Annotated in this window: 11 protein-coding genes; 3 read left to right on the top strand and 8 right to left on the bottom strand. The window is 56.8% G+C overall.

Annotated features, from left to right (window positions below):
* The 5 genes from VKV18_RS05840 to VKV18_RS05820 all read right to left on the bottom strand — a co-directional run.
* Positions 1-306 (bottom strand): hypothetical protein (locus VKV18_RS05840; protein WP_324203289.1); only part of this gene is annotated, 306 nt, incomplete at its 3' end.
* A gap of 13 nt (positions 307-319) precedes the next feature.
* A complete protein-coding gene (locus VKV18_RS05835) occupies positions 320-790 on the bottom strand; it encodes a DUF1573 domain-containing protein (protein WP_324203288.1) in 471 nt (156 codons plus the stop codon).
* The gene (locus VKV18_RS05830; RefSeq protein ID WP_324203287.1) at positions 787-1386 is read right to left on the bottom strand and encodes a sigma-70 family RNA polymerase sigma factor; all 600 of its coding nucleotides are present in this window, start codon (positions 1384-1386) and stop codon (positions 787-789) included. Before VKV18_RS05830 ends, VKV18_RS05835 begins: the two co-directional genes overlap by 4 nt.
* 118 nt (positions 1387-1504) lie before the next feature.
* The gene (locus tag VKV18_RS05825; protein WP_324203286.1) at positions 1505-1810 is read right to left on the bottom strand and encodes a type II secretion system F family protein; all 306 of its coding nucleotides are present in this window, start codon (positions 1808-1810) and stop codon (positions 1505-1507) included.
* 160 nt (positions 1811-1970) lie between these two features.
* Entirely contained in the window at positions 1971-3770 is a 1800-nt protein-coding gene (locus VKV18_RS05820) for a hypothetical protein (RefSeq protein ID WP_324203285.1), read from the bottom strand.
* 576 nt (positions 3771-4346) lie between these two features.
* Between VKV18_RS05820 and VKV18_RS05815 the strand changes: the two genes are divergently transcribed.
* From VKV18_RS05815 to VKV18_RS05805, 3 genes are read left to right on the top strand one after another with little or no spacing between them, the layout of a single operon-like run.
* The gene (locus VKV18_RS05815) at positions 4347-5549 is read left to right on the top strand and encodes a glycosyltransferase family 4 protein (protein ID WP_324203284.1); all 1203 of its coding nucleotides are present in this window, start codon (positions 4347-4349) and stop codon (positions 5547-5549) included.
* Between the two features lie 5 nt (positions 5550-5554).
* Positions 5555-7780 (top strand): glycosyltransferase family protein, encoded by a 2226-nt coding sequence (locus tag VKV18_RS05810; RefSeq protein WP_324203283.1) that lies wholly within the window; start codon positions 5555-5557, stop codon positions 7778-7780.
* Complete coding sequence (locus tag VKV18_RS05805; protein WP_324203282.1) at positions 7771-11271, top strand: tetratricopeptide repeat protein; 3501 nt, start codon at positions 7771-7773, stop codon at positions 11269-11271. Before VKV18_RS05810 ends, VKV18_RS05805 begins: the two co-directional genes overlap by 10 nt.
* Here VKV18_RS05805 and VKV18_RS05800 read toward each other — a convergent pair.
* From VKV18_RS05800 to VKV18_RS05790, 3 genes are all read right to left on the bottom strand, one after another.
* Positions 11268-12116: a metallophosphoesterase gene (locus VKV18_RS05800; protein ID WP_324203281.1), complete on the bottom strand. Its 849-nt coding sequence runs from the start codon at positions 12114-12116 to the stop codon at positions 11268-11270. The two genes, VKV18_RS05805 and VKV18_RS05800, sit on opposite strands and share 4 nt — an antisense overlap.
* A 91-nt stretch (positions 12117-12207) precedes the next feature.
* On the bottom strand, positions 12208-12462 hold the full coding sequence (locus VKV18_RS05795; protein WP_324203280.1) for a hypothetical protein: 255 nt from the start codon (positions 12460-12462) through the stop codon (positions 12208-12210).
* Between the two features lie 314 nt (positions 12463-12776).
* A complete protein-coding gene (locus VKV18_RS05790) occupies positions 12777-14690 on the bottom strand; it encodes an S-layer homology domain-containing protein (protein ID WP_324203279.1) in 1914 nt (637 codons plus the stop codon).
* Positions 14691-14745: the final 55 nt, after the last annotated feature.

The following is a 14745-nucleotide window of genomic DNA, read 5'->3' as shown; positions in this document are numbered from 1 at the left end:
CGCATCGTTATCCACCAGCAGAAGCGGCATCAGATGGGTTTTGTCGTCAAAGTAAGGCAGGGTACCATGGAGGCGTTGGTAGGTATGAAGCAGTTGGCAGATGTATTTAAGGTCCTCCACCGCGCGTTGTGGGTTGCCCGGCACCAACCCATGCGTTTCTACAAAGCTAACCGAGCTTGTTGTTTGGTTATGTTGACGCATGAAATACTGCAGCACCGCCGTGCCCACAAGCAACAAGAGTAGGACAGCCAGCAGCGCCACTCGAAGCTTCTTAGAGGCCAAGAGGTCTTTAAGTCTCGGTTTCATTTTTATGCCCCTTTCAGTTTCTAAGCAGATAAGCGTGTAGGTAGAGATGGGTTTCTTCAACGTGCTGTGGACGTTGATCGGTCGTCGTTATGGTGACGGTTCGAGTTACATCCCCTTCTCGTCCGTACGTGTTTATCGAGACGTTAACGGGAAGGGATTGGAGAGGTAAGAGGCGTAAGGGGAGAGACTTTCCTTGCGGAAGAGCGTTAGTGCAGCCGCAATCCCCTGCTATCTGCTGAACCACCACAGGCCAAGGGTGAAGATTGGTGAGAACAAACTCGGCCTGCAGGGTTCTGCCCGACCGCACTTTTCCGAAGTCACGATAGGTTTGGGCAGTGAAAAGTCCGCCTTGGAAAATGGGCAGCCGGAGCACCAATAGCAGGCCTACCCCCGTTGCAAGCAGAGAGAGATTGAGGAAACTGTCTATTCCAGTCTTTTTCTTCGGGCGAATGGCCGTTGGTATGTCGGAAGCCGATGTGTTCATTGCCGTCTCCCTCTATCTGTAGAGGCATCTGGATCACGCGGGGGGGGGGTGACAACGGCCTCCCCTTCCTCCGTCTTTGCATACTCGTCGCGCAGATATTTACAGAGCCGCTGCCAGCGCTTCTTTATCGCCTCCTCTGTGCTGTCAAGCCTCTTGGCTATCTCGACGCAAGTGTAGCCCTGCAACGGCATCTCCAGAAGCATCCGATCTTCCCACGAAAGGGCGGGCGATACCATGCTCACAAACTGCCAACGTTCGCTGCAGAGAGGACAAGTAGGCTCGCAAGCAAGCTCGGCAAGCCAAACAATGGGTCGGTCTTTTCGCCTCTGGTTGAGCCAAATGTGCCAGGCCGCTTTACGTACCCAGCAAACATAAGCCCCTTCACAAGGCAGAGGATGGCCCACTTGCAGCAGAGCAATCAGCGCTTCCTGGATGGCATCTTCTGCCGCCGGTTCGGGCACTCCGTGGGCGAGGAGATGGGCAAGCGCTCTCTGCCTTACCTGTTCCCATGGAACTTCTGTACCATACGGCGCTGGTGAACCCGGCTTCATACCTCCCGCCCTCACGAAAAACAGCCCCACGGCTTGCCACTTCAAGCCCCTTCCTCCTTCTCCCCATCGTTACTATAAAAGCACTTTAGACTGGATAAAAAGGGACTCGATGCCCGCAAATTTTTACAGGGAGCAGCCCTCTAGGCGACTGGCAGCGGCCTCGCTAGCCCGCTTTTGCGAGATAGTCGCGCAGCCGTTCGTCGAGGTTGCCGCCCCGCTCGCCCTGCCTAACCAGAGCCACAAAGTCTGGGTCGAAGACATCCGGGAAGTTGGCCATGGCATGGGAGAGCGGATAGCCCTGCATGACAATGTCGTGCACCTTCAGCAGGGTACTTTTCAGAATTCGGCTTCTCTGTTGCTGCGCCGTGGTGGTGAGGATTTGCGAGAGGGGGTATTGGCCGCTCTCTAGCAATGTAGTAAACGTTTGCACCATCTCACGAAATCGGGTGCTACTCACTCGGCTTCTCATAGATTACCTCCTTGGGGACACACGTTTTGCAGTGACAACGACACACCGGCAACATCGGTTTTAGAAAGCATCCCCTATCTAAATCTACCATAAGTTACGACGATTCCTTCCTAATTTCTGTACCAACTGCCGAAACGTTCCCCCCTGTCAGGCGCTTTTCCTAACGGATCGCAATGCCCATAGAGGCCGTTAGGGTATACCCAGCCCCAAAAGGACGATGGGCGATGCCGAGCAAAAGCGGCTGTTGTTCTAAGATGACGGCAGTGGCCACAGAAGGGGAGAGATAGGTGGCCATCTGCTGAAGGGCAGGAGAGAGGCTATCAAAGGGAAGCGTGCCCTGCACCAACTGCTGTTTCTGTTCGGGCGTAAGGGCTGCCACGAACTGAGCGAGGACACGCTCACCCAAAACCACATCGGCGAGTTGGCAGAACGGATAACGATTGAGCATGGTCTGCAAGCTGAAATTTGCCAGAGGATGCACCGGATCGGGGTTGATATGGGTGCTGAGCCGCTCCTTGGTAAGCCAACGGAAACCGTTGGCGATCTGCCAGGGCGACAAGTTAGCTAGAAGCTGACCTACCCTCCCAAGCCATTCTACCGTTGCTTTGGGGTCATTGGCATCTGGTGGCAGCAAGTCCTTCTGTTGTGCTAATAGCTGTTGTGCTAACGCTTCCGGCACTTGCAGCCGATCATCTCGATACCACCGGTTATTGCGGAAAAGGTAGATATCGCCTTCTTTTTTCCAGCTAAAGTCCAACCCCCAGGCTATGTCGTTGATGGAATCGTCGAGGGGTTGCTTGACCGGGGCTTGTGGATGGAATGGAATGCCGCCCTTATCGTAGTAGTCGGCAATGAACTCGATATCGGCTCGCTGACCGAGCCAATTCAGCACATCGGCCCGATTAAAGGGCAGAGGCCTGAGAGCGGCAGGATCGGTGGGTTTTGGATTCGGCCAGAAGCGGGATTCTTGATAGCGCGCCAGCTCCTTGAGGTCGGCAGGTGCAGCGCCGCCAAGCTGTTTTACCTCGTCAGGTAACCCTACCTGACTCAACCAGAGCGAATGATCGGTTGCCGGAGGTATCGAGACTTCCCTTTGCAGGATGCCGCTGCTCCCCGCCCCGTTAGGCCCGGGTATAACAACTGTTATTCCGGTAAGGTCGGCATGGCATACAAGAACAGCATTATCTGGAAGCGAGATACCCTTTTGCTCTTGATGAATGCGTACAATATTCTGGGCCGCTGAAGGCAGTGATGTGAGAGGAATAACCACAGAGTCGGGTTCCGATTCGGTACCTCCGAGTATCGTATTCATCAGAATGCCACCGCTATGAAGTGTATAGAGGTCTGCAATATTCTCGATCTGAAAAGTTTGTGCAATTCTCTGTTGGAGGTCGAGCGGGAGAGCATTAAAGAACTGCTGGGTCTCCTTCGGAGAGAAGAGGAATTTAAAGCCGGGTGGTGGCTGCGGGCCTGTACCTGGGGTCGTTGTTTGCATAGCAGCAAGGAACGTGGCCTGAATGGTCTGCTCGGCAGCGCGACGAACATCGAGGAAGATGTCCCACCATCGTCTCTCAGCACTCACCGCTTCGGCATTCATGATAAGCTGATAGCCAGAATGGTTCGCAAGAGGCTCCCAATGTGCCGGCAAAAGCACCGCCAAGGCGTGCATAAGGCTACGTAAGGGGCGATGGTGGAACCGCAGCTGCAGCTTTTGTTCGGCACAACTCTTATCTGCTACCAGCTGAAGGCCATTGCTGCTCATCTTTTGCAACAGCTGCGCAATAGGAATTCCCACACCTTCTACGTCTACTTTGCGATCGAGACGTGTATCGTTTAGGGGTAGGCCATCCTTTATAGGGTTTTGGGCTGCGCCTTGCTGTGCCCTCGCAGCAATAGGCATGAGAAAGAAGAGAGCAAGAAAGCTCAGGTAGCTGGTTGGCCCGTACAAGCTTCTCCACATCAGTTTTATATGCTCCTTAAGTCGATCTATAAGGAGTATTATAGCAGCAAAAAAATTCATTATAGCCTACTGAATAAGGATGGGATGATTGGACCGGCCATCTGTTTACCATGGAGGTTTTAAGTTTTGATGATAACCTGGTTGCTGTCCACATCCCATTCCTGTGTTTCAGCTGCATCATAGTAGCCTTCATTATCCATCCATATCGTATCAGTATCGCTTGGAGTAAGTTGGTACATAGTGTTGCTATACATGATAATATTACATTGTTGACCACCTGCAGGAATGAGACAAAAGCATAAGAAAGCCAACAGCGAAAACAAGATGGGCTGTCTTGGTAAATTCTCTTATGTGGCGAAACCGTTCCGTATTCCTTTCCTATAGCACCTTCGCGAAAAATCTAGCAAAATTGGTTCTCCATTGATATGAGCACATCGAAGCGGCGAAAAGGGACAACAACTTCCTCAGAAATTTGTTTGAATTCGCATACATAATAGCCAAAGACTGAGGTTCTGGGGCACGGGTGCCGATAGAAATAGAGAGCGGCGAATTCTTAGGAGGGACCACCATGGAGGCGTGCTATCCACAATTTCGATCTTGTTCGGGCTTGAGGCCATGAGCTTACCGGCCCCATCGGCCACAAGGCTCCGCTTTCCTCCCATCCTCTGGCACGCCCCCCTGCGCGACCCCACCGGCTATGCCGAGGAGGCACGCCACTTTCTGTTCGCCCTCCATGCGCACGGTGCTCCTATCGCTGCACGGGAGATTCGCTGGAACGACCGGGTGGCCGGACTGCCGCCCCACCAGGAGCGGCTGCTTCAACAGCTCCTCCTGAAACCACCGCAGCCGCGTAGCGTCTATGTGCTGCATATCCTCGGCAGCCATCTAAGGCCGGCTCCGGACGCGCGTGCCAGCATCGGGCGCACCATGTTTGAGACCGACCGGCTGCCCCCAGGCTGGGCGGAGGCCTGCAACCGCATGGACGCCGTATGGGTGCCCAGCGCTTTTAACCGAGAGACCTTCGCCTTTGCCGGCGTAAAGCCGGAAAAGTTGCGCGTGGTGCCCGGCCTTATTGACCTCGACCTCTATAACCCGCAAGGCCCCCCGCTGGCCTTACCCAGCGACCGCGGGTTTCACTTTCTTGCCGTCTTCGACTGGAGCTTGCGGAAAGGATGGGACGTGTTGATCGCCGCCTTCGTAGAGGAGTTTCAACCGGACGAGGATGTGGCGCTCCTGTTGCGGGTTCACTCCTCTTTAGGCTACACGGTGCCTCAAATCTATGCCCAGATCGAGGCCTTCCTTGTTGAGGAGTTGGGGCGCGATCCGGCACGCATTCCCGACATTCTGCTGCTAGATAGGCCGCTTTCCGCCTCCGAACTGCTGGCGCTCTATCGTGCTGCCGACTGTTATGTGCTGCCGACGCGGGGCGAGGGTTGGGGACGGCCGTTCATGGAGGCGATGGCCATGGAGCGCCCTACCATCGCTACCGGATGGAGCGGAATGACGGCTTTTATGAACTCCGAAAATAGCCTCCTGATTGACTACACGCTTCAGGACGTCCCAGAAAAAGCCGCCGCCGAAATTCCGACCTTTCGAGGGCATCGCTGGGCCGAACCATCGCGTGCGCACCTGCGCCAACTGATGCGGCGCGTTTTTGAGGATAGGCGGTTCGGCAAGGAGCTTGGCGTGAAAGCACGTGCTCATTTGGAAGCCCATTTCTCTCCACAAGCCGTTGTGGAGATTCTCCATCGCGAACTGCTTCCCTTTGTCGAAGGTTGAACGAGATGCGCATTCTGCTGGGGTTTAGCAATACGGTTCCCGAACTGATTCAAAAACGCCCCCTGCCTGGGCGTGAGAAGGCCGGCGATGAGATTCTATGCCTCCATAGAGAGGGCGGAGATATTGGCTACACGCCGGGAATGACTTGGCAACAGGTGCTTGACGCCTGCCCCAAAGGGTGGCATCCGGACATCTACATCCATCGCTCGCCGGAATACCACCCTATTCCCGCCGGTTTGGAGCATGCGGACTGCTTCACGGTGGGCGTCTTCGGCGATTGGAATTTGGGGGGATACGCCATTCGCGCCGTTGCCGAGGTGTTCGATTGGCTTGTTGCCGACCTCGGTGGTTGCCAAGTTTTGCGTGACATGGGCTTCTCTAACGTAGAGCATGCGTTGCTCTGGGGCTATAACCCAGAACAACACCGCCTTCTCCCCGGTTACGAAAACAATGCGCGGCGCGACATCGAGGTGCTGTTTATCGGCAGCTTTCATCCTTACATTCACTCTCGCCGCTTGCGGATGCTGTCGCGCGTGGCGCGGCTCTCTACAAGATATCGCATCCTGCTGACATCGGGTGTCTACGGAGAGGCCTACACGCAGCTTATGAACCGCGCCAAAATTGTGTTCAACCACAGTGTGCGTGGAGAGTGTAACATGCGTGCCTACGAAGCGGCGGCCTGTGGCGCCCTCCTGTTCAATGAGGCCGATAACCTCGAAATCGGCCTTGTGTTTCGCGATGGCGAGGAGTGTGTGTTTTACACGGAAGAAAACTTGGAGGAGCGACTGGCCTTTTACTTGGCGCCGGAGAACGCAGAAGAGAGGCTCCGCATCGCAGCAGCGGCCCACGCACGTGTGCAACAACACACCGATTCCCACCATCTTGCTCGGCTGCTGGGCCAACTTGAGCCAATCTACGAGCAATGGCGCCTCGCCAACCGAAAGCCACGTCCCTTTCGCCATCGGCCTGCCTTACAGAGGCAGCATCACCTTCTGATTCACTGGTTGCGCACACCGAAGCCGGACGTGCTTCCATGCGTGCAACAGAGCCTCGTAAAAGAGGGGTCTCACCCTGCCAGCCTCTTCTTGAGAGGATTGGCTGCCGCCGAACTAGCCCTCCAAATCCCCAACTCCCCGGCAAACGTCGGGCATCTGTTGGAAGCGAAGCAACTGCTCGAACGACAGCTCATGCAGAACCCAAGCGACCTAGCGGCCCTCTACAGTTTAAGTAGAGTCGAACGCGCTTTGGGGCAAGAGGAGAGCGCTTGGCTGCATCTGCATGGGTTGCATGCACGGCTGCAGGCCGGCGAACGTCCTTTGGCTTGGCCGCTTTTTCCGCACCATTACGAGCCGATCGACGTGCAGCTAGAGTCGTTATGGCTTAGGCATTCGCCCGAATCGCCGGAGGGTTTAGAGGGCGCCCGAAAAACGCTGCTCGGTTATACGGCGGCCCAGCTCTCGACATACCATTTTGAGCGTGCCGAGTTTTCACTTGCCGCCCGCTACGCGCAGGAGGCCGTAGCCCATAGCCCCGAAAACGGATGGATGCACTTCCTTTTGGCCCGAGCACAGCGCGCACTCGGCAACTGGCAGGAGGCTTTATCTACCTACAACAAAGCGCTTGAGTGCCATCCCTTTCTCTTCGAGGCGGTGGAAGAGGCCGCCAAGCTATGGATGGATATAGGCCACCAGGAGCAGGCGATCGCGCTCCTCAACGAAAGGCTTCCCCTCTTTGAAGCTGCCTCCGGAACGGAAGCGCTCTGCGACACGCTGCGCAGCCTTCTCCAGCAAGCCAGGCAAATGCCGCCTCAATCCGCCCATTCCGGACTCTTTTACTTTCTGGCCATCCCTTCATGGTCTCAAGAGTCGGATTGGAAAAACCTCGTCAACGCCTTCTGGGAGCATGCACGGCACCAGGAACAGGCGCGGCTTCTCCTTTGGTTTAACCCGAATGGCCATTCGGATAAGGCGGTGATAGCCGCTCTGCGCCACCATCTGCAACAACTCTCCGCAGAGGCCGGCTCAAAGGTTTTGCTGATCTCTCAGCCCCACGCCCCAGAGGAGCGTTGGAAGCTGGTGCGCAGCGTAAAAGCGCTCGTTAGGGGAGGGCAAGCGGCACCTTTTTGGGAAGAGTTGGCTCGCGCCGCGAATCTGCCGATATATAGTCTAGAGGACTTACGAGAGGCCACAGTCGCCGCAAACATCCCTATGGAGAAAAGCTCATGCCCTTAAAAATCGCCTCGCAAGGCCAAAAGTCGCTGGTTTGGAACGGTTCGTTTTTCGTGCATCATAGCCTCGCACACGTCAATCGAGAGCTGCTGCTGGCGCTTTTGGACGAACCCGATTTCACCAAGTCGTTTTTGCCTTTTATTGACCACTACGAGCCGGCCACCTTTGTGCCTGAAGAGGGTCGCGGTGCCAAGCTCCTTGAGCTACAGACCCGGCCATTGCCGCAGAGGCCGGCTCTCACGCTGCGCCATCGGTGGCCGCCTGACTGGAGCCGCCCTCACCATGGCAAGCTCATCGTGATTCAGCCGTGGGAGTATGGCGCACTCCCGGCTGCCTGGGTCGCCTCCGCACAACAGGCCGATGAGATTTGGGCCTACTCCACCTACGTGCGTGACTGCTATCTTCGGGCCGGTGTGCCCGCCGAAAAGGTTTTTGTGGTGCCTTGCGGTATCAATCCAAACCGTTTCCACCCCAATCACCCGCCGTTCGATCTTACCTCCGACCCTCGCTTCTCTGCCATTAAGCCCGATACGTTTGTGTTTCTCTTCGTCGGCGGCACCATTCCGCGTAAGGGAGCAGATATTCTTTTAGAGGCATGGCAACGCGCTTTTACTCCAAAAGACAATGTGGCGCTCATCATCAAAGACTTCGGTGCCAAAAGCTTTTATCGGGGCCAAACGTTACAAAATCAGATAGAACAGCTCCAGGCCAGCCCTGCTTGCGCGCCTCTTTTCTACCTTGACGATGAACTAAGCGACGAACAGATCGCCGCGCTCTATGCCGGCTGCCACTGTTTGGTGCATCCCTATCGTGGAGAGGGCTATGCGTTGCCCGTGGCCGAAGCCATGGCTTGCGGCAAACCCGTGATCGTGACCGGTCACGGCGCGGCGCTCGACTTCGCCTCAAACGACAACGCCTACCTTGTCCCGGCAACCATCGAGTATTTTTCGGAAGCACGCATCGGCGATATGCCAACGGCGGGGCTGCCGTTTTGGGCACAGCCGGACCTAGAGGCGCTGGTGGAGCTTATGCGACGGGTGGCCGCAAATCGGGAAGAGGCCCAAGAGCGCGGGCTTCGCGCCGCCCAACATATGGCGCAAAACCACACGTGGGCGCATGCGGCCCGCATCGCTTTAACACGCTTAAAGGCGGTTTGGGAGGCAGAGAGCCGAACGGAGAGGCTACCCTTCGGCCTCGAAGCGCTGCCGTTGGATGCAGAACCCGAATTTCTACAGCCCTTTGCCGATTGGGAATCGCGCCGGAAAAGCGTGCTTCAAAGGGCGCGGGAAGGGCATTGGGAAGGACTTCTCCCCGAGATCGAGGCCTGCCTGCAAGAGCAACCGGAAGATGCCGACCTCTGCAACGCGCTTGCCCTGTGCTACTACCACGCCGGAAACGGCGAAAAGGCCATTAAGGTGCTGGAACAGGCGATGACAAAGCATCCAAACTCGCGCGACTTGCACCACAACCTGGCCTACTTCCTATTGATGCATGGCCGAGGAGAGGAGGCTTTACCACATGCCCTGGCGGCCTTCCGCTTAACTCCAGGGGAACCGCAGGTGCGAAGAACGTTGGAACGCAGCGCGCGATGGGTGCTGCAGGAGGCGCGCAAACGGCTACGGGCGGTTCCCTCTTCCCGACGTCATGCGGTGAAGAGTTCGGAGGAGTACCGTCAACTGATGCGCGCCCACCAAGAGGCTCAAAAAGCGCTCGATGGCGAAGGAGGTTCGGGAAAGCCCCGCCTTTCGCTCTGCATGATCGTGAAAAACGAGGCGCGATTTTTGGCGAACTGCCTGCAAAGCGCGAAGGACGTGGTGGACGAGATCATCGTGGTGGACACCGGTTCGAGCGATGAGACGCCCCAGATCGCTCGCTCCTTCGGCGCCAAGGTCATCGAGCACGTTTGGAAAGACGATTTTTCGGAGGCTCGTAACGTCTCCCTACAGCATGCCACAGGAAACTGGGCGCTCTGGCTGGATGCAGATGAGGAGATCGCACCGAATGCAGGGGTTTATTTTCGTAACGCCATTGAAAAGGCCCCTGCAGACGTGGGGGGCTACATGGTGAAAATACGCAACTGGCTCTCCGCGCCCCAGCGTAACGAGCAGGGTGAGGTGGTGGTGCACCATGGAGTGCGTCTGTTTCGGCTTGTGCCCGGCGTTCACTTCGAGGGGCGGGTGCATGAGCAGAACATGCTCTCGCTTACCAGGCTCGGCTACAAAACGGCCTCTTACGATGGGCTTGTTCTCGATCACTACGGCTACGCGCACGAGATCATGCAAGAGCGTAACAAGCACGAGCGATTCCTCCGCATGCTCGAACGCGAGGTTGCCGAGTGCCAAGATGCCACCTTAAGGCCATTTCAACTCTTCAACTTGGGCAACGCCTACTTTACCCAAAACGACATGGCCAATGCCGCCCGCTACTTCGAGCAGGCAGCCGCCGAGGCCGACTCAAAGCACGAATACACCTACATCCTTTTTTATGAGTGGGCGCTGGCGCTTCATGCGCTCGGTCGTTTTCAACAGGCACTAGAGGTTTGCCGACATGCGGAGAGCCTTAAGATCAAACATTCGGGTCTCTCTTTCGCAAAGGGGCAGTGCCTTCTGTCACTAGAGCGCTATCAGGAGGCCGAGGTTGCATTTCGTGAAGCGCTTAAACTGGGCACGCAGCGCGAACATCTCTATGCGGAGGCCGGCGATCAGGGGCTTGGCAGTTACAAAGCTTACTATGCCTTAGCGCTCGCCTTACAAGGGCAAGGGCGCTACGAGGAAGCCCTCGACTGCTGTACAAAGGCTTTGGAGTTGCGGCCGGGCCTGCATGAAGCACGTCATCTTATGGCGCAGGCGCTTCGGCAGCTGGGTAGAAAAGAAGAGGCACGCGATGTATTGGAAACGTTGCTGGAGCATCTGCCCACCAACGAGATGTTGGTGCGAGAGCTGGCCGAGCTTCTGATGGAGTTAGAGGACTACGAGGAGGCCTATATCTATTGGCAAAGAGCCGCTTTGCGCCAACCGAACGACATATCCGTTCTTGCCAAGTTCGCATCTTGCTGCGAACATCTGCAGAGATGGGAGGAGGCGTTAGAGCTGTACCTGCGTCTGAACGCACAAGGCTGCGAAACGCCGGAGGTTTATGTTAACTTAGGTCGCGTGCTCACCGCCCTCGACCGGATTGCGGAGGCGATTGACTGCTATGCCGAAGCGATTCGGGTAGGCCCCAACTACGGAAACGCCTACTTTAACGCAGGGGATCTGCTGTATAAGCTTGGTTGCTACGATCGCGCCGCCGATGTCTACGCGGCAGGCCTGCAGGTCGAGCCGAATCGGCGCTCCGGCTTTTTCGTGCTGGGCAACTGCTATTTCCAGTTACGTGCCTATGAGGCGGCCGTGCTCGCCTACCGCCAAGAGCTTACCCTTCATCCCGATCACGCCGAGGCCCAACACAATTTGGCGCTGGCCGAAGCGATGCTAACCGAGCAGACGGCAGCCTAAGCCGGAACAAGATCAAAAAGGGCGATCTCGGCAGGGGCATTAAAGCGGGCAGGAATGGCGATGGTGCCCAGGCCACAAGAGACGTACATACGCCCCGGCCATTGCGGTTTCTGGAACCAGCCACGCAGGTAGCGAGCGCGCTCGTCCATAAAAAGCGGGGTTATGCCGGGAATGTATATCTGCCCTCCATGCGTGTGGCCGGCCAAAGTGACACAAGGGAAGCCGCAGAGCACATCGAAGAGCAGGGGATTGTGGGTAAAAGCCAAGAGCGGTTCGCCTGGAGTGAGACGGCCGAAGGCGGCATCGGGATCGGGGGAACCCGTTTCACAGTCGTCTAGGCCCACAAGGCGAAGACCGCAGTCCAGTTTTAGGCTTCGGTTCGTCAGCATCTGAATGCCAACGGCCTGTAGCCCCTCTTGCACGGCCGGTGCGCCTTGCCATTGGTCGCAACGATAATCGTGGTTGCCGAGCACGGCATACACCCCCTGAGGTGGATGGAGCCGTGAAAGCTGGCGAGCGCAAGAGGCGATATAGGCGGAGTGTTTTGTAACAAAATCGCCGCTCAAAAGCAACACATCCGGCCTGAGCCTTTTGGCGCAGGTTACCACCCGTGCAATGAAGCTCTCCGGCACACACCAGGAGCGATGCAGATCGCTAAGTTGTACCACACGGCAGGAGGTGCGTAGTCCCCGCACCTCCAATCGGTGGCGCGTTACCACAAGGTGTTCGGTCTCCCACACTATCCCCCCAAAGCCGAGCAGCGCCCCGGCAAGAAGGAGTTGGCGGCGCGTTAGCCGTGTAGGCCTATCGGTTTTATTGGGACGCAACAGACGACGGTTGGGCATATAAAACTCCTGCCACTTTCTATACGCAAAAGCCCATCACCATTGTCGGTCGTGCGCGAACATGGCAGGAGTCGATCTGGCTTAGAGGGAGTTAGTTCGAGTCGCTGTTGCCCGAATCGGAGTTATCCGAGCCACCCGAGTTGTTCATATTCCCTTGATCGCTGCTTTGCCTGTTGGCGATTTGATCGAGAAGCTGTTGCAGGCGATTGAGGGTATCCATCGCTTTTTGCAGATCGGCTTGGAACTGGTCGTTCGTGTCTTGAGCGCTGGCAGGTCTGCCGGAGAAGAGCGGCAGGGCGAGGGCAAGCCCAGTAGCTGCGATGGCAAACAGATGTTTGGTTTTCATCCTTGTGTTCCTCCTTTTAGGCAGCCTCTCAAATATGTGAGAGACTGTCGTTTATTATGACATCAAAGTAGACCCTTTCGTTTCGATGTTTTGCGTGGCTCATATGCGAAATAAAGTATGGTTCGTACTGATTGCGGCTTTTCGCCAACGGGCTTGATGGCCTGAGAACGTTGCAAGATGTAGTCAGGGCTGTTTACTAGCTGTTTACTAAGAGAAGCAGAGTGCCTGTGGATACGCCTGCCAAAAACGAAGCGGCAAAAAAAGAACCGTCGAGCCAGCAGCTCGACGGTTCCTGGATCGGTTCTGAGAACCGTTTAGAACTTCACGTTGCCCTGAATGGTGAGCACGTTGGCGTTGGAGGTTTTGCCACCGGGAAGGGCGCCACCCAAGCCACCGCCGGTATCGCGGTAGGTCAACAGTTGGTAGGCCAACTGGAGGGTGGTGTTGGTGGTGGGATGAACCCCCACGCCGAAGGTGACGTACTGCTCGGTTGGATAGCCGGGTTTACCGGTTGGCGTCACCGAGCCGGACAGGTTGTAGAAGTCACCCTCGTAGTCGGCGCTCAGGTCAAGGTACTTGTTGAGGCTGTACTTCACCCCCGCCTTGCCGACCACCACAAAGCTACCTGTGGTGAACCCGGCACCACCGGGAGCTACGCGGTTGCGTGCGCCGGCCAAGTAGCTACCGCCGATGTAGGCAGAGAGTTTATCGGAGAAGGTGTAGCCTACGCGGGCGCTTGGGCCTTGCAGGTTGGTTGGGTTATAGAAGTTCCCGATACGCAACCAGTAGCCGGGGGCGCCAAAGGACGGGTCAACGTACAGGTAGTTGACATCGGCGCTCAAAGGCCCGGTGTTGTAGTTCACATCGATCTTGTAGGCGTTGTCGTCGCCGTTGTAGCCCACCGTATCGGTGAGGTTTTTACCGCGAACGCTCTTGGCAGCCTCACCGCTGACGTTGAACTTGCCAAGCTCTTTGAGCTTAAGGTTAACCCCGTAGACCAGCACGTTGTTGAACGCCAACGGGCCTGCGGCCACAGGGCCGCTCGTATCAATCAGCGACAGGCCGATCTCACCGAGCTTGAAGAGCGGCACGCCGATGTGCAAACCGGCCACCTGGGTCGCCACGGTGTTGCCCAGCATGCTCAGCCCAAAGAAGGGAGCGATGGGGCTGAAGCCGCGGATGCCGTAGACGTTTCCGATGACCGGCGTATTGATGTTCGGTGTAGCACCGGTGCCGGTGAGCGAGCTAAAGCTACCCGCAAACAGCTGGGTTTCGGCGCTGCCGAACTTGGATTGCAGGCGGAAACCATCCTGCACCCAGTTGCCATCCTGGTACCACGGCAGGTCGAAGTAGTAGTCGGTGTTGGGCCGATAGTAGGTGAGCTGGGTCACTTGGTTCCCGAATCGCCCGATAGTAAGCGTCGTATTTTTGCCTAGGAAGGAGATCGGGATGTCCAAGTTGGCCGCATACAGGGTGGTATCCTGGGCGTAGCCATTCGTAGAGGGGCCTGGTGTGGTGCCCAGCCCACCACCGGTATAGCTGGAGAGATAGTTGGAGCTTACCAGGTCGAGGTTGAGCTTCACGTTGTCGGGCAAGTTCGCCCCAACCTTGAGGTGAACGTCATGGGTAGAGTAGACCTTCTCGGCCAGCGACTTATTGGCGGGCTGGAAGGTACCGCTCTCGTCAATAAATGGCAGGCGAGAGAGGTTGCTACGCACGCCGAAGAAGACGTCACCACTGACTTGGGGCATCTTGTCCAGGCGCTGATTGATGGCCTTCACCTGGTCGGCCAGCTCATCGAGGCGCTGGTTGATCTGCTTCACATCGGCGCCGAGGTTGGCCAAGTCGGTTTGGAACTCATGGGTGAGGTTGCGAAGTTCGGTAACCTCTTCCGGCGTCATGCCTGGAGGGCCTGGAGGCCCTTGCTCGCCTTGCGGGCCGGGAGGGCCTTGCGGGCCGGCCGGGCCGGGCATGGCCTGAATTTTCTGGAGTGCGCGCTCAAGAGCGACCGCGAACTCGTAGCGGGTGAGTGTACGTTGACCCCGGAAGTAGCCGTCCGGGTAGCCCACGATGATCCCCTTCTGCTGCAGGTCGGTCACCGCCTGATAGGCCCAGTGGTCCGTCGGCACATCTTTGAACGGGTTCTGGTCCTGAGCCTTTGCGGGCATCGCCCAGGCGGCGGCAAGCAGCGCGAGAGAGGTGCCTAGGTAGGGCAATACCTTTCGCATCTTTTGCCTCCTTAGTGGAAGTTTTGAGTTTGGTTTTGGCACACGAAGAGCGCGC

Source organism: Chthonomonas sp., assembly GCF_035294505.1.
Classification (GTDB): domain Bacteria; phylum Armatimonadota; class Chthonomonadetes; order Chthonomonadales; family Chthonomonadaceae; genus Chthonomonas.
Note: the sequence above shows the minus strand (reverse complement) of the source record. Positions and strands in the feature narration are given on the sequence as shown.